This is a genomic window from Alcaligenes sp. CHO6 (assembly GCF_037120595.1).
GTDB lineage: Bacteria > Pseudomonadota > Gammaproteobacteria > Burkholderiales > Burkholderiaceae_B > Alcaligenes > Alcaligenes ammonioxydans.
The window spans coordinates 839,579-857,031 of the sequence record NZ_JBANCI010000002.1 but is presented as its reverse complement, the minus strand read 5'-3'; the positions used below and the strand labels follow the sequence as shown (position 1 = coordinate 857,031).

19 protein-coding genes are annotated in these 17,453 nt (G+C 60.5%); all 19 read right to left on the bottom strand.

What is annotated here, in order from left to right; genetic code table 11:
* Window positions 1-11: 11 nt before the first annotated feature.
* Entirely contained in the window at window positions 12-257 is a 246-nt protein-coding gene (locus V6936_RS11945; RefSeq protein WP_003804459.1) for a phosphopantetheine-binding protein, read from the bottom strand.
* A complete protein-coding gene (locus V6936_RS11940; RefSeq protein WP_003804457.1) occupies window positions 254-1,900 on the bottom strand; it encodes a (2,3-dihydroxybenzoyl)adenylate synthase in 1,647 nt (548 codons plus the stop codon). The genes V6936_RS11945 and V6936_RS11940 overlap by 4 nt, the downstream gene beginning before the upstream one ends.
* 41 nt (window positions 1,901-1,941) lie before the next feature.
* Window positions 1,942-2,628 (bottom strand): 4'-phosphopantetheinyl transferase family protein, encoded by a 687-nt coding sequence (locus tag V6936_RS11935; protein WP_336579931.1) that lies wholly within the window; start codon window positions 2,626-2,628, stop codon window positions 1,942-1,944.
* A gap of 1 nt (window position 2,629) precedes the next feature.
* A complete protein-coding gene (locus tag V6936_RS11930; RefSeq protein ID WP_003804453.1) occupies window positions 2,630-3,346 on the bottom strand; it encodes an ABC transporter ATP-binding protein in 717 nt (238 codons plus the stop codon).
* Complete coding sequence (locus tag V6936_RS11925; RefSeq protein ID WP_301606447.1) at window positions 3,343-4,101, bottom strand: ABC transporter ATP-binding protein; 759 nt, start codon at window positions 4,099-4,101, stop codon at window positions 3,343-3,345. Before V6936_RS11925 ends, V6936_RS11930 begins: the two co-directional genes overlap by 4 nt.
* Window positions 4,098-5,036: a branched-chain amino acid ABC transporter permease gene (locus V6936_RS11920; protein ID WP_059318469.1), complete on the bottom strand. Its 939-nt coding sequence runs from the start codon at window positions 5,034-5,036 to the stop codon at window positions 4,098-4,100. Before V6936_RS11920 ends, V6936_RS11925 begins: the two co-directional genes overlap by 4 nt.
* Window positions 5,037-5,906, bottom strand: coding sequence for a branched-chain amino acid ABC transporter permease (locus tag V6936_RS11915; protein ID WP_039943940.1), 870 nt, complete (start codon window positions 5,904-5,906; stop codon window positions 5,037-5,039).
* An 8-nt stretch (window positions 5,907-5,914) separates the two neighbouring features.
* On the bottom strand, window positions 5,915-7,117 hold the full coding sequence (locus tag V6936_RS11910; RefSeq protein ID WP_336579929.1) for an ABC transporter substrate-binding protein: 1,203 nt from the start codon (window positions 7,115-7,117) through the stop codon (window positions 5,915-5,917).
* 251 nt (window positions 7,118-7,368) lie between these two features.
* A complete protein-coding gene (locus V6936_RS11905) occupies window positions 7,369-7,830 on the bottom strand; it encodes a MarR family winged helix-turn-helix transcriptional regulator (RefSeq protein WP_059318470.1) in 462 nt (153 codons plus the stop codon).
* Window positions 7,831-7,954: 124 nt separating this feature from the next.
* A complete protein-coding gene (locus tag V6936_RS11900) occupies window positions 7,955-8,767 on the bottom strand; it encodes an ABC transporter permease (RefSeq protein ID WP_336579928.1) in 813 nt (270 codons plus the stop codon).
* Window positions 8,768-8,771: 4 nt separating this feature from the next.
* Window positions 8,772-9,557 carry an ABC transporter permease gene (locus V6936_RS11895; RefSeq protein WP_059318472.1) on the bottom strand — a complete coding sequence of 262 codons (786 nt, stop codon included), beginning with the start codon at window positions 9,555-9,557 and terminating at the stop codon, window positions 8,772-8,774.
* Window positions 9,554-10,318 (bottom strand): ABC transporter ATP-binding protein, encoded by a 765-nt coding sequence (locus V6936_RS11890; RefSeq protein ID WP_003804437.1) that lies wholly within the window; start codon window positions 10,316-10,318, stop codon window positions 9,554-9,556. Before V6936_RS11890 ends, V6936_RS11895 begins: the two co-directional genes overlap by 4 nt.
* Window positions 10,315-11,367, bottom strand: a complete 1,053-nt coding sequence (locus V6936_RS11885) for an ABC transporter substrate-binding protein (protein WP_201024865.1) — start codon at window positions 11,365-11,367, stop codon at window positions 10,315-10,317. The genes V6936_RS11890 and V6936_RS11885 overlap by 4 nt, the downstream gene beginning before the upstream one ends.
* Complete coding sequence (locus V6936_RS11880; protein ID WP_219235477.1) at window positions 11,364-12,380, bottom strand: 3-hydroxybutyryl-CoA dehydrogenase; 1,017 nt, start codon at window positions 12,378-12,380, stop codon at window positions 11,364-11,366. The genes V6936_RS11885 and V6936_RS11880 overlap by 4 nt, the downstream gene beginning before the upstream one ends.
* Entirely contained in the window at window positions 12,380-13,462 is a 1,083-nt protein-coding gene (locus V6936_RS11875) for an NAD/NADP octopine/nopaline dehydrogenase family protein (protein ID WP_059318475.1), read from the bottom strand. The genes V6936_RS11880 and V6936_RS11875 overlap by 1 nt, the downstream gene beginning before the upstream one ends.
* Window positions 13,463-13,626: 164 nt before the next feature.
* Window positions 13,627-14,406 carry an alpha/beta hydrolase gene (locus V6936_RS11870; protein ID WP_003804428.1) on the bottom strand — a complete coding sequence of 260 codons (780 nt, stop codon included), beginning with the start codon at window positions 14,404-14,406 and terminating at the stop codon, window positions 13,627-13,629.
* A gap of 6 nt (window positions 14,407-14,412) precedes the next feature.
* Window positions 14,413-15,546 (bottom strand): ABC transporter substrate-binding protein, encoded by a 1,134-nt coding sequence (locus tag V6936_RS11865; RefSeq protein WP_003804426.1) that lies wholly within the window; start codon window positions 15,544-15,546, stop codon window positions 14,413-14,415.
* Between the two features lie 13 nt (window positions 15,547-15,559).
* Window positions 15,560-16,345 carry an ABC transporter ATP-binding protein gene (locus V6936_RS11860; RefSeq protein WP_131071200.1) on the bottom strand — a complete coding sequence of 262 codons (786 nt, stop codon included), beginning with the start codon at window positions 16,343-16,345 and terminating at the stop codon, window positions 15,560-15,562.
* A 3-nt stretch (window positions 16,346-16,348) separates the two neighbouring features.
* Complete coding sequence (locus V6936_RS11855; protein ID WP_003804421.1) at window positions 16,349-17,401, bottom strand: FecCD family ABC transporter permease; 1,053 nt, start codon at window positions 17,399-17,401, stop codon at window positions 16,349-16,351.
* Window positions 17,402-17,453 lie beyond the last annotated feature (52 nt).

Here is a 17,453-nt window from a genome sequence, read left to right as displayed (position 1 = left end):
CAGTAAGAAAATCAGCGGCCGTTTTGTTGGGCACGCTCGATCAGCGACCACCATTGGCCCAGAGTGACCACGGAGGCCATTTCGGAAAATTCAATCGGCGCGCCCGCCTCGCGCCAGCGGGTGGCCAGGGTCATGACGCGCATGGAGTCCAGGCCCAGGTCGATCAGGTTGTCATCATCCAGAATGTCCTGGGGATCTTCGTGCAGCATGGCGGCAATATCGGCCCGCATGCGTTCCAGGGTAAGTGCTGTGCTCATGATTGCTCTTGTGTCGTGTTCTCGAGTTGTTCGCGCAGTTGGGCGCGCAGTTCCTTGCGGCTGATTTTCAAGGCCGCAGTTTCCATGAAACGATCCACAAACACGATCTGGTCCGGCACTTTGAAGTCGGCCAGACCGCGGCTGCGTATCCATTTCTTCAGTTCAATCGCGCGTGGTTTGTCATCCTTGGGGATGATGAAGGCACAGCTGCGCTCGCCCAGGAATTCGTCGGGCACCGATACCACGGCGGCGTCAAAGACTTGCGGGTGGGCCAGCAGATGATCTTCAATTTCCTCGGCGGAGATTTTTTCGCCCGCACGGTTGATATGGTCGGTGGCACGGCCCTGAACGATCAAATAGCCCTCTGGCGTCATGCGCACCACGTCGCCGGTGCGGTAAAAGCCGTCCTCGGTGAAGGAGCGGGCATTGGCCGACGGATTGTTGTAGTAAGCCCGGATCGTGTAGGGGCCACGAGTCAGCAGATAGCCAGGCTGGCCCGGGGCGACCGGATTGCCGTTGTCATCCACGATCAGTATTTCATCGTCCGGGCTGATAGGACGGCCCTGGGTGTTGATGATGATGTCCTGCGGATCGTCCAGGCGGGTGTAGTTCACCAGACCTTCGGCCATGCCAAACACCTGCTGCAAGGTCACGCCCAGCGTAGGGCGTACGCGTTTGGCCGCCTCGGCATTCAACTTGGCGCCGCCAACCTGAATGACTTTCAGCGAGTCCAGCCTGGCGTGGGTCTTGGTGGCCGCATCCATCCACAGCATCAGCAGCGGGGGGACCAGACTGGTGTCGGTCACGCCTTCGCGCTCGATCAGCTCAAAGCAAACGTCCGGGCTGGGGGCAGGACTGAGCACCACTTTGGCACCCGCATAGAGCGCACCCAGAAAGCCGGGCGAACTCATGGGGAAATTGTGTGCAATCGGCAAGGCGCCCAGGAACACACTGTTCTCGGTCAGACCGGCAATCTTGGCACTTTCGCGCAAGGTGTAGATGTAGTCGTCGTGCGTGCGGGGAATCAGCTTGGACAAGCCCGTGCTACCGCCCGAGATTTGCAGGAAAGCCACTTCGGAAGGCTGGGCCGCCGAGTCGGGCACGTCCACATCGGCCGCATGGCGTTGCAGTTGTTCCAGCGCGACAAATTCCTGAGCTTGGCCCACGATGTACACCTGCTCTACCTGAGGACAGCGCTCGCGCAGCTCGCGCACCAAAGGCAGATAATCAAAACCGGCATGCGTATCCACACCGATATAGGCGCGCGCCTGGGCAGTGTTGGCAAAGTGCTCGACTTCGGTAATGCGGTGTGCCGGCAAGACGTACACGGGCAGGAGACCTGCACGGAACAAGCCAAAGATAACGCTGACGAATTCAGGAATGTTGGGCAAGTGAACCAGAACCCGGTCGCCCTTGCGCAAACCGGCTTGCAGCAGGCCCGCCGCGATCTGGCTGGCGTACTGATCCAGCGCGCCGTACGTCCAGCGCTGGGTGCCGCCCACAATGGCTTCCCGCTCGGGGTGGCGTTGTGCTCGTGTGCGCAGCAAGGCGCCAAAGGTTTCCCCTTGCCAATGTCCTGCATCGCGGTATCGCTGGGCAAAGGCGTCAGGCCAAATTTGTTTAACAGGAATAGATGTCATCATGGTAATGAGAACTATTACATAAATAAGCAGGCTTGTCAGGTTTAGTCGTAGTCAGTCAGCTGGCTGTCAGGCAGTTGAGCGCTGTCCAGAAAGCGGATTGTCCAGGATGGAAAGGGAGTATTCAGGCAGACCGCAGCCGTGTAATTGGCGGCTGGCCGGCTGCTGTGTACGACCAGTCCCTGCAAGATGGGATGGGTGGATTGTACGGTGCAACCGCCCTGCGGGTGGGCGTTCAACCATAATTCTTGAGGCGGAACATGAAAACCTGTTCCCGCATGCTTCAAGGCAGCTTCTTTGCCGCACCAGAGCGCGTAAAAGTCCAGATCGTTTTTTAGCCATGCACGTTCGGCGTGGACGCTGCAATGTTCTATCAGCCCGGCTCGCACGGGTAGCCGCATGGCTTCAATATCGACGCCTATGGTTTGATCGGCGATGCCCAACAACACGCGATCGCCGCTGTGCGACAGGCTAAAGTGCAGATCGGGGTTATCCAGATCCAGCACGGGCTTGCCATGCTCCAGGTTTTTGACAGGAACAGCGTGTGGCGCGCAGCCCAGCAGGGGAGCCAGAAAATGGCGCAAGGCACCGTGAGCCAGCAGGCTCAAGTGCTGGTCGGACTGGCGCTGGCGGCGGGCGATGGTGGCTCGCAGGCTGTCGGGAATCTGGTCCTGTAACCAGGATTCCAGGCCAGGGGCCAGGGGCAAGGACAGGCTATACACCGAGAACATGTCAAAGGCCCAAATGGCGTTGCAGCAGTGCGGCATCCTGACGCAACTGGGCCGCAGGGCCGTCGTAGACCAGATGGCCGTGGCCCAGCAGCAAGGCACGATCGGCCAGCTCCAGGGCCAGGCTCAGATTCTGCTCGGCAATCAGCACGGTAATGCCTTGTTGGTTCAAGGATTGCAGTTGGGGCAGCAAGGTATCTTGAATGGTCATGGGGGCCAGGCCCTCGCTAGGTTCGTCCAGAATGATCAGGGAAGACTGCGTCAGCAGGGCACGGGCCAGAGCCAATAACTGACGCTCGCCCCCGCTGAGCGCAGAGCAGGAGGATTGGCGACGCTCGTACAGCCGCGGCATGCCGTCGTAAATGCGTTCCAACGTCCAGCGGTCCCTGGTTTGCGGACGATGGGCCAGGCCAGCCAGACGTAGACTTTCCTGCACGCTCAACGTCGGGAAGCGCCCCCGCCCCTGCGGCACCAGGGCCATGCCCAGCAGGGCGATGCGGTACGTGGGCATGCCTTCAATGTCCTGACCCAGCACCTCAATCTGACCTTGCCACATGGGGCCCATATTGAACAAACAGTGCAGCAGGCTGGTCTTGCCCGCGCCATTGCGGCCCAGCAAGGCCACGCTTTGCCCGACGGGAATGGACAGATTGATGTCGTGGAGGATGTCTGCCCGATCGTAATGGGCCGTCAGGCCGGAGATGCTCAGTGCGTTTTTCATACCGTCTCCAACGCCAGTTCGCCTAAATAGGCCTGTCGCGCACCCGCGTGCTGGCGCACGGCCTCGGGCGTATCGCAGGTCAGCAACATGCCGCCGGACAGCACGGCAATACGGTCACATTCTTGAAAAACAATATCAATATCGTGGCTGATCAGCAGCACGGCACATTGACCCCGCCTGGCATGGACCAGTGCCATGACGTCACGAGACTCGGATTCGGACAGGCCGGCGGTAGGCTCATCCAGCAAGAGTACGCGGGGTTGCTGAGCCAGGGCAATCAGTACATCCAGAATGCGCTGTTCACCATAAGACAGCGCGCTGGCCAGTTGATGGCCGCGGCCGGCCAGCGCGCTGTGTTCCAGCAGTGTCTGGGCTGCGTGCTGGCTGGCGGCACGGGCCGCTTTGCGTCCCCACCACTGGTAGCCACAGTCTTTCTTGATGCGTACTGCCAGGCTCAGGTTTTGCAGCAAGGTCAGCTCGGGGAAGATCCGGCTGGTCTGAAAGCTGCGCACCAGACCGTGACGAGCCCGCTCAATGGGGCCCAGGCTGCGCAGATCCTGGCCTTGTAGCAACACCTGGCCGCCTGTGGGGCGGGTAAGCCCGCTGATGATGTTGAACAGCGTGGTTTTACCCGCGCCATTTGGGCCAATCAAACCCAGCGTTTCGCCGGCGCGTAGTTCCAAACTGACGTCAGTCAGAATAGAGAGGCCGCCTACCTGCAGGGCCAGTTCGCGAGTGCTCAGTAAAACGCTCATGCAGACCTCTTGCGTCGTTCCGCCAGCCCATGGGGCATGAACAGAACCGTCAGCACAAAGATCAAACCCACCAGCAACTGCCACCGATCGGTATAGGAGCTCAGGTAGGTCTGGGCAAACAGATAGAACGTAGCGCCGATGAATGCGCCGCGCCAGGTACGTATGCCACCGATCACGCCCATGATGATCAGCGTGGCCGAGAAGCTCCAATGCACCTGCTGCGGGCTGACGTACTGATTCGCAAAGGGATACAGCCCGCCAGCGGCACCGGCTATCGCACCTGCAATCATGAAGGTGTAGAGGCGGATACGCCATGCCTGATAACCCAGGGCGGCCATCCGCAAAGGCTGGTCGCGCAGACCAGTCAAGGCCAGACCGATAGGAGCGCGGCTAAATGAGCGCAGCAACAACCAGCAGATGATAGCCAGCAGCAGGGCCAGAACCATCAAGGTATAGGGGGCGCTCAAGGGCAGTTCGCCCAGGCTCAGACGCGGGAAACCGCGCAGGCCATCGGCGCCGCCGGTGACATCCCGCCAGCGAAACGCCACTTCCCAAATCAGTTGACCGGCAACGAGCGTGGCTACCATGAAGAACAGTTCGGAGCTGCGCAGGCTGATCAGTGCCATCAATATGGACAGCAAAGTGCCTGCCGCCATGCCGACCAGAAGCATCAGGGGCAGGGATGCGCCCCAATACTGACTGCTGATGGCCGTGGCGTAGGCAGCAAAGCCAAAAACGGCGCCATGTCCCAGAGAGACCAGTCCCCCATAACCGATCAGCAGATTGATGCTGAGCACGGCGCAGCCGATCAATAGGGCTTCGGTGCCAAAGCGCCATAGAAACGGGTCGCCCCAGGCATGGCTGCTGAGTACGAGCAAGCAGGCCAGGGTGGGCCAAAGTCCAGTGCGCAGCTGGTGAATGTTGAGCGTGTTCATTTAAACCTGTCGGGTAGCGGACTTGCTCAGGCCGTTGGGCCAGCACAGCAATAGACCCAGCATCACGGCCAAGGTGGCGGCGTTGGCAAAGGCTGGGACCCAGACGCGTGCGAAGGTGGTGACAAAGCCCAGGATCAGTGCGCATAGCAAGGTGCCGCGCACTGAGTTCAGGCCACCAATGACCACAACCAGCAAGGCCAGCAACAGGATTTCTTCATCCAGACCGGGGTAGACCGACAGCATGCCTGCCCCCAACGCCCCGCCCAAGCCCGCCAGAGCGGCAGACAGGGCCATGCCGATGGCGAACAGGCGGCGCGAGTTCAAGCCCAGGGTTTCGACGATCTGCGCATCGTGCACACAAGCGCGAATGGCCGCGCCCCAGAGGGTGCGATCCAGCAGAAACCAGAACAGCAAGGCCAGCGTCAGGCCTGTGACGATCAGAAACAGGCGGTAGGTGGGAAAAGGCAGTCCCAAGATCCACACTCCGCCCCGCAGCACGTGTGGCAGCATGGGCGATAGCGTGTCGGCGCTGAAACCCCAGCGCATCAGGTCCGCCAGAATGACGGACAGGCCGTAAGTCAGCAGCACCTGCATCAAGTGGGTGCGCTGGTAAAAGCGGCGAAAGGGGAAGCGATCCAGCAAGAAACCCATCAGGCCGCACAGGGCAAAGGCGGCGGGAAAAGCTAGCCACCAGGGCGCGCCCGAAGCCAGCCACTGGACGCTGATATAGCCGCCTAGCAGAAAAAAGGAGCCATGCGTCAGGTTGATGAAGTTCATCAGGCTGAGCACCAAGGACAGGCCCAGCCCTGCCAGCATCAGGAGGGCTGAAAAAGACAGGGCATTGAGGATTTGGAGCAGAAAGTAAGACAAGGCGGAGCTCAAGAACGTGGGCCGGGGTCCTGGATGCGCTGGTAAGTGTGAACCACGGTGTTAAACGGGCGGCCCTGGTCGTCTTGTTCAACCCGGTTGACGTAAATGTCCAGAATTGACTGGTTGTTGCGCGGGTCAAACGCCATGGGGCCAAAGGCGGTGTTGATTGGCTGATCCAGCAGGGCTTGTTTGAAGGCGGCCTTGTTGGACAGATCGCCCTTGACCGCTTCCAGCCCTGCCTGGATGACCTGGCCGGTGACGTAACCGGCGGTGCTGGCCTCGCCGGGCAAGCGTCCCCGGCTGGCCTGGTAGGCGGCCACAAATTCCTGGGCCGCTGCCGCGCCTGGCGATTGGTGAAACGTGCTGACTCCTCCCAGGGCGGCCTTGCCGACCGTGGCAATTACGTCTTCTTGGTCATACAAGGCACCGGGGCCGACAATCTGGATTTTGCCGTGCAGCTGATAGTCCTGCATTTGCTGATGGAAGCGAACCGCATCAGCACCGGCCAGAAAGGTGTATACGAAGCGGGGGTTGCTGGCGGCCAGATTCATCAGGATAGGCGCGAAGTCCGGCGTACCCAAGGGGGTCCAGATGCGCTCCCCCAGGGTGCCACCCTGCTCCTGGTAGGTCTTGGCAAAATCTTCAATGTATTCGCGGCCTGCGGTGTAGTCCGAGCCCAGGGTGATGCCGCCGGATTTCTCGATCTGCTCAAAGGTCCACAAGGCGCCGGTGTGACCCAGCATCCAACTGGTTTTGGTGGGACGAAAGACGTAAGGGCTGGCTGCCCCCCGGGCCAGATCATTGGCTGCCGCATTGGAGATGAAGGTTGGCAGTTGGGCATCATGCACGATGTCACGAATGGCCAGCGCGATATTGGCGCTGATCACCCCGCCCAGAATATCGATCTGGTCGCGCTCGATCAGCTTGCGTACTTTACGGATGGCTTCGTCCGGCTTGCCGTGGTCATCTTCGACCAGCAATTGAACCTGGCGTCCGCCCATTTCGTAATTGCACTGTTTCAGCAACAACTCCAGGCCAGCCCGCATGCTTTCTCCCAAGGAGGCAAAGGGGCCGGACAAAGAGGTCAGCAAGGCAATTTTCAAGGGGCCGTCTTGCGCGCGAAGCAGGCGAGGGACGCCAAAGAGCAAAGGACCGGCCGCCGCGGCCAGCAATAGCCGACGACGTTCAGCGCGCGTAGAAGAAAGAGTCACGAGATCTTGTTTCCGTAAGAGAGCCACGGTTGCCTGGCAGGACATCTCAGGCGGGTGACTGCGATACTAAATGTTAATCATTATCATTTTATGGGCTTTTTACCGGTAAATAAAGGCTCCTTCAGGATGAAGGACGATTTCAAGTCTGGTTCACCGGCCGGACATGGCCTGTTTTTGAAGAAGGCGCAGTAGCCTGGGCATAAAAAAAGCGTCTACCTGGACGCTGGGGTGAAGCAAGGCAAGCACTGACCTTAGGGCGTCGCCCCGTTGATATTGGCGCGAATGCGGTTGAGAAATTGGCGCAGTAGGGCGAGCTCCTCAACCGAAAAGCCTTGAATGGCACGGTGATGAATGTCCAGCGCGGCAGGCAGGACGCGCAGAAAATGCTGTCGACCCTGTTCATGCAGATGGATGAGCACGCGACGCTGATCCAGCGGATCAGCCTGGCGCGACAGGTGACCGGCGTTTTCCATAACGACCAGGGCGCGTGACAACGTAGTTTGATCCACGTCGGTGTATTGCGCCAGGGTGCTGACGCCCAAGCCATCGGTTTCATTCAGAAAAGCCAGTACCCGCCAATGCAGCAGAGTCAGGTCATGGCTGCGCAGCAAGGTCTGAAAGTCGGCATTCAAGGCCGAGGTGCTGCGATTGAGCAGATAGGGGATGAAGGTATCGTGCCCGGTATAGGCGTCGGTCAGAGGGCGGCTGGCCATAGTGAAGCGGCTTCCTTGAGGCAAAAAAAAGCAGGCTACCCGTTCTGAGTGATTGAGTCAGCCTGCGAAAACCCGGCCAGCGCTGCAAGGTGGCCGGGCAAGTGGTCAGTTCAGTCTTGATGGGTTAGTTCGTATGATCCACTTTGTGCTGTAAAGCGGCAATGGTCAGGTTCAGTGCGAAGCCCAGCACGCAGATCCAGACCAGGGGGACAAACATATCAATCGTGCGGTAGCTGCGTGCAGCGGCGGTCAGCATATGGCCCAGCCCGTCGGTAGAGGCAATCATCTCGGCCAGAAAGACCACCACGCAGGCAATGACACCGGCTACTCGCACGCCGGCCAGCACGGTCGGGCTGATGGCAGGCAAAATGATTTTCCACAAACAGGCACTGCGGGATGTCCCCGCGGCACGGGCAGACCAGATCAGCTTGCGGTCCACCGTCTGCGCTGCCACCCAACTGGCCATCAGCACTGGGAAAATCGCATCCGAGACCACCAGTGCGATTTTCGATGAGCTTTCAAACCCCATGATGAGAATCAGCGCCGGATAAAGGGCGATTTTGGGAATAGGGGCCAGCAGACGGATCAGGGCATCGAGCAGAAAGGAGCTCCAGCGCGTCAGTTGAGCTGTCAGCGCCAGGCTTACACCGACCACGCAGGCGATCAGCAAACCACTGAGCAGGCGGTAGATCGTCATGCTCAGGTTGTGCCAGAAGTCGGCCTGAGCGGCCAGCTCCAGCACCCGCAAAAAAATGGCGGAGGGGGCTGGCAACAACTGCGGGCTGACCCAGCCCGAGCGAGTGCACAGTTCCCAGACAATCAGCATCAAGGCCGGACTGATGCACAAAGACAGTCCTGACCAGTCCCGGCGTTTGACCGGGCGGCTTGGAGTAGAACGCCTAGCGTGTTCCGCTGAGGCAAGGGTTTTAGTGGTCATGGCGTCATCCTTTGTCCATCAGGCTTTGGGTGGAGTCATGCCAACGCGTGCAGCGTTTGCGAACAAACTCGAACAGGGCGTCGCAGGCAATGCCCAGTACGGCAAGCAGCATGATGACGGCATACACGGTGGAGTACTGCGCCATATCCATGGAGGTGAACAGCAGATTGCCTATGCCTTCCTGGCGCGCGATCATCTCGGAGGACACCATCACGATCAGCGCCATGACCACCCCCACGCGGCAGCCAATCATGACTTCAGGCAAGGAGGCGGGCAGCACGATCTTGCCCAGCCGCGCCAGCGGCCCCATGCCCATGGATTGGGCCACCCAGATCAGCTTGGGTTCGATACGGCTTGCGCCGTGATAGCTGTGATAGAGCAAGGGCAAGGACACCCCCAGCGCGATGACCAGAATTTTGGAAAAGTCACCCAGCCCGAACCACAGCATCAAAATCGGCATCAAGGCCGCTTTAGGCATGGGGTAGGCCAAGGCTACCAAGGGATAGAAGGCGGTATAGACCAGGCGACTGCGGCCCATGGCCAGACCCAGCGGTACTGCTACCAGCAGCGCCAGGGCGTAACCGGCAAACATGCGGCCTATCGATTGCAGGATAGCCGACCAGGCCATCGGGTCGCTGATCAGGGCCGGTACCTCATGCAGGGCTGCCCAGGGGCTGGGGAAAGAGTCCAGCCCCACCCAGCGGGCCAAGCCCGCCCAGACCAGCAGCACCAGGATGGCCGCCATGACCAGGCAGGCCCAGCGATGTTCATACCAGTGCTGGGGCGTCATGGATGGGCCTCCGCCATCAGGGATTGCTCCAGACGGATAATGGTTTCCTGATAGACCGGATTGCGTAGCAGTTCACTGCGGATACGGGGGCGGGGCAGGTCGATCTCCACCACCTCCTTGATGCGGCCGGGCGAGCCCGTCATGACAATGACGGTGTCGGACAGAAATACTGCCTCGTCCACGCCGTGCGTCACGAATACCACGGTATTGCGCAACTGCTCCCACAGACTGAGCAGTTCCGTTTGCAGGGTGACGCGGGTGTGGGCATCCAGTGCCCCGAAGGGCTCATCCATCAGCAGGATGTCCGGCTCATAGGCCAGGGTGCGGGCGATGGCTGCGCGCTGACGCATGCCGCCGGACAGTTCACGCGGATAAAAGGAGGCGTATGGCCCCAGCTTGACTTTGTCCAGCCATTCGCTGGCACGCTGTTCGGCCTGCGCCTTGGGCATGCCTTGCTCACGCATGCCGTAGGCCACGTTTCCCAGGACGGTTTTCCAGGGAAACAGCGCGTACTCCTGAAACACCGGGCCGCGGTCCGGGCCCGGGCCGGTAATGGGCTTGCCCTTGACGCGAATCTGTCCGCTGGAGCAGGACTCAAAGCCCCCCAACATATAGAGCAGAGTGCTTTTGCCACAACCGCTGGGGCCCAGAATAGACACAAAACGCCCTGCCGGAATGCTCAGGGCGATGTCCTGCAGGGCGGTGTGGCTGCGGCCCTGCCGGGTGTTGAAGGTTTTGCCGACACCATCCAGTTCAATCATGGTGTTGCCTCGCGTAAATCAGCCCGGTAGAAGTCCCGCACGTTCAGCGCTTTTTTCAGGAAGCCGGCCTGGTGATAGCGATCGTAGGTCCCCTGAATCGATTCCAGATTGGGCTGCATGTCCGGGACACGTGCAAAGTCCTGGTCGGTGAACAGGTACTGTGCCAGCAAGTCCTTGGGCGCACGGGTGATCTGGGCGGTTACATCCACCGCCAGTGAGGGGTCTTTGCTGAGCATGCCCATGGCCGCTTTCAAATCCTGCACGTAGGCACGTACCACTTCGGGGTTGGCGTCGCTATAGGCTTTGCTGCAGGCTTCGAAAATCTGTACGGATGGGCTGGCCACTTCGGACAGGGAAAACAGCTTGCGCAAGCCACCTTTCTTCTCGTTCAGCAGGGCAAAGGGCTGGGCCATGGGACCGGCATCAATGCGGCCGCTGCGAATGGCGTCGGCGGCAGGCGGAAAGCCCGTTTCAACGATTTTCACGTCCTTGTCCGGGTCAATGCCGTTCTGACGCAGCCACAGCAGCATGTCGAAGTACACCCCGGCACCATAGGCATTGGTGCCGATGACCTTGCCTTTCAGGTCCGCCGCGGTCTTGATCGGGCTGTCTTCCTTCACGGCCCAGTAGACGGAGAAATGATCATCGTCCGAGTGCACGTGCTGGGCCACGATATAGGCTTCCAGACCGCTTTCAATCGCACCATTGGCCAGCGACATGGGGGCCATGGTGGAACATTCCAGCACACCGGCCCGCATGGCTTGCACCATGGGGGAGGTGCCCTGGAACTGTGTCCACTGGATCTGGTATTTTTTGCCTAATTGTGGAAACAGCTCGGGGCGCTTGGCCATCAGATACTTGGCTTCCTCGCCCGGAATGGTCCAGCCTACCCGTAGGGTGGGGACTTCCTGAGCCTGGCTCAGACCATGACAGCTCATCAGGGCAAACAGCAAGGCAGCGGTTTTTTTCATCGTCGGGCTGCCCCAGGATGAAAAGCGCCCTCCTGGAGGGCAGCAAGCCGAAGGCGCAGCGTGGGAGTCTTTTTTCATTCCTGTGTCTCCTTGGCAAAGTGCTCGGCGTGGGCGGGGGCCAGGCCGATGTGATCCAGCATGCCCAGTACGCGGGCCAGCACGTCGCGTCGATAGGCGGGCTGCTGGTCCACTGGGTACTCGTGAAAGCCCTGTCCGCTGCGCAGACCGTTGCGTCCACTTTCCATATAACGGGTGATGATGTCGGGAACGGCGTAGCGCTCCGGGTCCAGGTTCTGCGACAGGTACTGGCCGGCGTGGTACAGAATGTCGTTGCCGCCATAGTCGATGAATTCGAGCACGCCGATGCTGGCAAAGCGGAAACCCAGACCGTAGCGGGTGGCTTTATCAATATCGGCGGCGCTGGCCACGCCTTCCTCAACCATGCGGGCCGCCTCATTCATGATGAGGGTCTGCAGGCGTGGCACGATGAAGCCGGGATGGCAGCCGCAGACCACGGGGACTTTCCCGATGGACTCCAGATTGCTTTGCAGACGGCTCAAGGTCTGTTCGCTGGTGCCGGGGTGGGCACTGATTTCCACCAGAGGAATCAGGAATGCCGGGTTGAGCCAGTGGGCATTGAGAAAACGCTCGGGGTGACTGAGCATGGGGGCCAGGTCGGAGGCCAGCATGGTGGAGGTCGTGGAGGCGATCAGCGCCTCGGGCCGGGCCAGTTCGCCAATGCGGCCCAGTGCGTCAGCCTTGGCCTCGCGGGTTTCGGGCACGCCTTCGTAAATCAGGTCTGCCTGGCCCAGCACCTGGGCCGCGTCGTTTAACGGGGCGATGCTGATGCAGGCCAGATAGTCGTCAATCTGCTGGGCTGCGAACATGCCCAGCTCGGCCAACTGCTCCAGCGTGGCGCCTAACTCCTGGCGTATGTCGGCTTCCAGACGGGTGCGATCAGCAGGCTGACGGGGTTTGAAGTCCAGCAAGGTCACGGCGTGGCCGCGCAGCGCATAGGCCAGGGCAATGCCCCGCCCCATGCGACCTGCGCCCACCGCAACGATACTTTTGATCGGGGCGGGCGCGTTCATCAGGCTCTCCCGGCGTGCAGCATGGCTTGCAGTTGTTCGCGGTTCATCGTGTCCAGACCCAGGCTGGCCAGGGTGCGCCGGCCTTGACGCAGGTCTTCGCCCACGATGGCTCCGGCAATGGCCAGCAAGCCTTTGGTGACGGGGGCGTCCACACCGGCCCAATCGGCGACGGACGCAAAGAACGCCAGGCCCAGCATGGTGTCTTCCCGCATGTAGCGGTGCTCTTGCAGGTCGATCTTCTCGCGCCAGTCGCCGCTTTTCACCAGCTTGGAGTGCGAGGAACGGTCGCCATACATCCACTGATCGTTCTCGTAATGGTCAGACAGAGGGAAATGCGGGGCACCGTAGCCCAGCGCTTCACGAATGCGCATGCGCTCATTGTCCAGTTGCGTTGTTACCGCGCGCACCGAGGGCTGGGTGCCTTCGTTGTGGATATCCCAGGCCGGGAAATGCTCCAGCGGGCCGGCATTCATCATGATCAGTGGCGGGTGGATGATGGGGCCGGCATTCATCAGCGCGCCGGACAGGGCATCTTCGCAGCGCTCCACGCTGGGGAACACCTTGCCAATCACCACCAGGGCATGGTCGGTATTGCGGGCTGGGTAGACGCCGGTAGGCAAGCGGGTGGCGCGGGTAGTGATGTTGATGACGGTATCGCCATGCTTGCGGGCCAGCCAGGGCAGCGTGCCGGTTTCCGCCCAGCTGACATCGGCCTTGTTGCCGGTGCCGCGCACGATCTCGCTCATGATGAAAGAGCCAAACGTGCCGGGGGGCAGGAACACCACCTGGCCGTCTGTCAGGTGCGGAGCCATGGCGCGGGCAATATCTTCCTGGGCGATCGCAGGTGACGGGATCAGCACCAGATCGGCACCGGCGATGGCCTCGCCAATATCGGCGCAGATCTTGGCAATGGGGATTTCACGCTCGCCTGCTTCGTCTTTCAGCGTCATGACCGGACGGTCCAGCAAGGGCTGCAACTGAGCCGTATCCCGACGCCACAAACGGACCTCGTGACCCTGTTCGCTCAAGTCGGCTGCTGCCGCGTAACAACCGTGTCCGCCACCTAATACCGCTACCTTCATAATCTGTCTCCCATCTCTTTTGTAATTTCTATGCACTTGCATATAAATACAGACTAAAAGAAGTTGAGGCCTAAAACAAGGGGAGAAATGGGGGGAGTTACCCTAGGGCGGGAAAACTTGGATATGAAGTGAAAACGCGCGTCATGCGCGCCAGGAGAACACGGCTAAGCCGCGCCACAAGCCAGTTCCAGGGCTCGCAAGGTGGCTTGTGCCAGAACGTGGCCGTGGCCGGCGCCGGGCAGAACATGCAGATTCGCCTGCATGCCTTGGGCTTGCAAGTGCGCTTGGAGTTGTCGCATGGTGGGCAGGGTAGGTACACCATTTTTGCGTCCTTCCGGGCCCGCTGCCTGAGCGCTCAGCGGATACCAGGCCTCGGAGGCACCGGCCAGAATATCCACCTGTACCGGCTTGCCCAATTGCTCCAGCAAAGTCCAGATCAGGGGATCGCGCCACCACAAGGACGGACTGGCGCACAGATAATGATGGATGGGCAGGCTCTGTTGACTAAGGGCGTACAGCACGAACAGACCCGCGTAGGAGTGGCCGTACAGGCTGATACGGGCACGGGTCAGTGCGGGCGCTACTCCTTGGGCCAAGGCCAGAGCCCTGCGCACTTGTTCGATCATGGCGGGTGCGCCACCGGCTTGCCACTCGGGAACGCGCGGATCTTCCCATAAGCCGCCGTCCGGGCCGGGCGGGGTGTAGTCCAGTGCGCGGTAACGGGTGATCTGATCGCGATCGCCTTGATAGCCCAGCGACAGAATCGCGCAGCGCTGCAAGGCGGGGTGGCCGCTTTCTTCCAGCAGTGGCAAGGTCCACTGACCATCAAGCAGGCACAGCACAGGCAGAGGGCCTTGCGCAGGCTTTCCGTCCGGCAGGCGCAACAGGACGTGATGGGGATGGCCGCCCGTGGGGGGCAGCTCCAGTGGAATCAGGCGCGACATGAAGGTTTAGGACGCGGGCTTTAGATCAATCATGTAAGTGCCTTCCATGGGCACGGTCAGAAAGCGCTGGTTTACTTCTTCCAGCGTTTTCAGGGCCGACACCCCTTCAAAGCGATCTGGATGAATCCAGCCTGCCAAGGCTTCGATGAAAATCATATGCAAGGGGGAGTCGTTGAAAGCGTGCCAGATACCGTGGCTGTTGCCGCTGCGCACGGCTGGCAAGGCCTGCAGACGGTTGCCGTCAATGATGGCCTGCAGGCTTTGACGCGCCTGATCTTCACTGACGCCCGTGCCAATGGTCAGCCCGCCGGAGGTGCTGCGCTTGCCGGCGCCTGTGCCGGTGGCCACATAAACCATCGGGGCGCGGGAGTGGATGTATTCAAAGTTCAGTTTGCCGGTAGCACTTTTGAGTACATCCGCGCCAATATTATGGCCGCCTGCATAGCGGATCATGTCGTTGAAGGTGCCGGCGCCAGGCGAGTTGCAGCAGTCCGTGCTGCCGGCATGCGCATGCACGAAAACGGGCGGGTGATCGTCTTGGGGCAGATCCGTCAGTCGCTGGGCAACACCCTGCATGTGTTCTTCGTAAAACTGGATGAATTCCTCAGTGCGCTCCTTCTCACCAACGGCGTAACCCAGGGCGCGCAGGCTGGGCACGGTGTTCTCCAGCGGATTGACAAAGAAGTCGATGACAATGACGGGGACCTGGGCGGCGGTCAGACGCTGGATCAGGGCCGAGTCGCGCGTGTCCTGGCCGGGCGTCAGGCCGGCAAAGGCAGCGGTCAGCACCACAAGGTCGGGGCGCAGGGCCAGGGCTTGCTCTACCGAGAAGGTATCAGCCGTATGGCGTCCCACAACGGGGATGTTGGCCAGTTGAGGGTAGTGCTTCAGATAACGTTCATATTCGTTGGAAAAAGAGGTCTTGAACTCGTCCGACCAGCCCGCAATCAGCGTGGCCGGTTCGGGGTGAACCAGCGCCAGCACCGGAAAGTGTCGAGCCTGAGTCAGCACAATCCGTTTGGCCGGTCCGGGCAGGGTAACGGTACGGCCCATGACATCGGTGACTTCGATGGGCTGTGCGTTCGCCCCCAAGGGCAGGAGCAGGCACAGCGACAGCAGCAGGTGGCGCAGGATGTTCATGGATTCTCCGAAGTCACAGCACAGGCTCTTGCAGCCCGTCGATAATGATTTGCAAGGTACCTTGCGAGCAACTTTCCACGCGGGCGCGCACGCCATAGGCCTGGGCCAGCGAGTGGGGGGTAATCACCTTGGAAGGCTCACCTTGCGCCAGCAGGCCGCCGCCTTCAATCATCAGCGCGTAGTCGCTGTGGCGCAGGGCCACGTTCAGGTCATGCAGCACGATCAGGGTGATCAGATTGTTGTCGTGGGTTTCCTGGGCCAGCAGGTCCATGACATGGAACTGATAGTTCAAGTCCAGGGCGGACAGTGGCTCATCGAGCAGCAGCAAGGTGGGCTTGCGGATCAGGGCTTGCGCCAGACCGACCAGTTGTTTCTGGCCACCCGAGAGTTGGTCCAGATAGTGCATGGACAGGTGCGCAATACCCAGGCGCTGCAGGATGTGCAGGATGTGTTCATGGTCCACGTCCCGTGCATGGCCACCGGGAGCCGAGGCATTGGCAGCCACCAGTACCGATTCAAAGACGCGCAGGTGAACCGACGCGGGCAAGGACTGGGGCAGGTACACCACTTTTTGGGCCCGCTGCTCAAAGCTGACACCGCTCAGTTCCTGGCCATCGAGCAAGACCTCGCCCGTGGTGGGCTTGAGCAGTCCTGCCAAGGACTTGAGCAGGGTGGATTTGCCGCTGCCGTTAGGACCGAGCAGGGCCACAAGCTGACCAGCTTGCAAGGGCTTGATGGTCAGCCGGGATAGAATTTCGCGTTTGCCGTAGGATAGGCTCAGATCGTGGACTTCAAGCATGGTTCACTTTATTTGGCGGCGCAGCACCACGCCCAGAAAGAAGGGCACACCCACCAGGGAGGTGACAATGCCGACCGGAATAATGATGCCGGGCACCATGTTTTTCGAGGCAATCGAGGCCAACGACAAAATCACTCCGCCCACCAGCGCGCTGCCGGGCAGGTAAAAACGGTGATCTTCACCAAACAGGCGGCGGGCAATATGCGGGGCAATCAGTCCCACAAAGCCGATGGTGCCGACAAAGGACACGGCCAGCGCGGCCAGCAGACTGATGCGCAGCAGGGACACCAGACGCAGGCGCGAGACATTGATACCAAAGCTGGCGGCGCGGTCCTCTCCCAGACGTAGGGCGGTCAGTTTCCAGGTATCGCGCAGGGACAGCGGCAAAATCAGCGCAAACACCGCCAGCATGATACCGACCTTGCCCCAGGAGGAGCGCGACAGGCTGCCCATGGTCCAGAACACCAGCCCTTGCAGGGCTTCGGCGCTGGCCACAAACTGCACCAGCGAGACCAGCGCATTGAATGAGAACACCAGCGCAATCCCAAACAACACCAGATTGGCAGTGCTCATCGCCCCCCAGCGCGCCACCGCGTCAAGCAGCAAGGCCGAAAACAGGGCAAATACAAAAGCGTTGGCCGCAATGGTCCAGGCCTGGGGAACACCGGGCAGCGACAGGTCCAGCACGATGGCCAGGGAGGCGCCAAAGGCAGCCGCCGAGGAAATGCCCAGCGTGAAGGGACTGGCCAAGGGATTATTCAGAATGGTCTGCATTTCCGCGCCTGACAGGCCCAGGGCCAGGCCAATGGCCATGGCCATGAGTGCATAAGGCAGGCGGATTTCCCAGACAATGACACGTGTGGTCGGATCGGACTGTTCTGGCTTGAACAGCGCGTGGCTGAGTTCGCCCAGGCTCAGGCCCGAGGGACCGAGCATGAAATCGGCCACAATCGAGGCCATGATGATCAGGATCAGGGCGCCCACCAGCAGCCAGCGCCGCTTGAGGATGTGTTGATAGTCGGCCAGCGCCGTGGCCGGAACAGCAGATGTGGACATTAAGTTTCTGAATGAGAACCGTTTACGCAGAAAGAAAGTATAGTTCATCGGC

Excerpts from the sequence above, each read along its gene's own strand:
- V6936_RS11945 (WP_003804459.1), bottom strand. The coding sequence starts at position 257 with ATGAGCACAGCACTTACCCTGGAACGCATGCGGGCCGATATTGCCGCC.
- V6936_RS11940 (WP_003804457.1), bottom strand. The coding sequence starts at position 1,900 with ATGATGACATCTATTCCTGTTAAACAAATTTGGCCTGACGCCTTTGCC.
- V6936_RS11935 (WP_336579931.1), bottom strand. The coding sequence starts at position 2,628 with ATGTTCTCGGTGTATAGCCTGTCCTTGCCCCTGGCCCCTGGCCTGGAA.
- V6936_RS11930 (WP_003804453.1), bottom strand. The coding sequence starts at position 3,346 with ATGAAAAACGCACTGAGCATCTCCGGCCTGACGGCCCATTACGATCGG.
- V6936_RS11925 (WP_301606447.1), bottom strand. The coding sequence starts at position 4,101 with ATGAGCGTTTTACTGAGCACTCGCGAACTGGCCCTGCAGGTAGGCGGC.
- V6936_RS11920 (WP_059318469.1), bottom strand. The coding sequence starts at position 5,036 with ATGAACACGCTCAACATTCACCAGCTGCGCACTGGACTTTGGCCCACC.
- V6936_RS11905 (WP_059318470.1), bottom strand. The coding sequence starts at position 7,830 with ATGGCCAGCCGCCCTCTGACCGACGCCTATACCGGGCACGATACCTTC.
- V6936_RS11900 (WP_336579928.1), bottom strand. The coding sequence starts at position 8,767 with ATGACCACTAAAACCCTTGCCTCAGCGGAACACGCTAGGCGTTCTACT.
- V6936_RS11895 (WP_059318472.1), bottom strand. The coding sequence starts at position 9,557 with ATGACGCCCCAGCACTGGTATGAACATCGCTGGGCCTGCCTGGTCATG.
- V6936_RS11890 (WP_003804437.1), bottom strand. The coding sequence starts at position 10,318 with ATGATTGAACTGGATGGTGTCGGCAAAACCTTCAACACCCGGCAGGGC.
- V6936_RS11885 (WP_201024865.1), bottom strand. The coding sequence starts at position 11,367 with ATGAAAAAAGACTCCCACGCTGCGCCTTCGGCTTGCTGCCCTCCAGGA.
- V6936_RS11880 (WP_219235477.1), bottom strand. The coding sequence starts at position 12,380 with ATGAACGCGCCCGCCCCGATCAAAAGTATCGTTGCGGTGGGCGCAGGT.
- V6936_RS11875 (WP_059318475.1), bottom strand. The coding sequence starts at position 13,462 with ATGAAGGTAGCGGTATTAGGTGGCGGACACGGTTGTTACGCGGCAGCA.
- V6936_RS11870 (WP_003804428.1), bottom strand. The coding sequence starts at position 14,406 with ATGTCGCGCCTGATTCCACTGGAGCTGCCCCCCACGGGCGGCCATCCC.
- V6936_RS11865 (WP_003804426.1), bottom strand. The coding sequence starts at position 15,546 with ATGAACATCCTGCGCCACCTGCTGCTGTCGCTGTGCCTGCTCCTGCCC.
- V6936_RS11860 (WP_131071200.1), bottom strand. The coding sequence starts at position 16,345 with ATGCTTGAAGTCCACGATCTGAGCCTATCCTACGGCAAACGCGAAATT.
- V6936_RS11855 (WP_003804421.1), bottom strand. The coding sequence starts at position 17,401 with ATGTCCACATCTGCTGTTCCGGCCACGGCGCTGGCCGACTATCAACAC.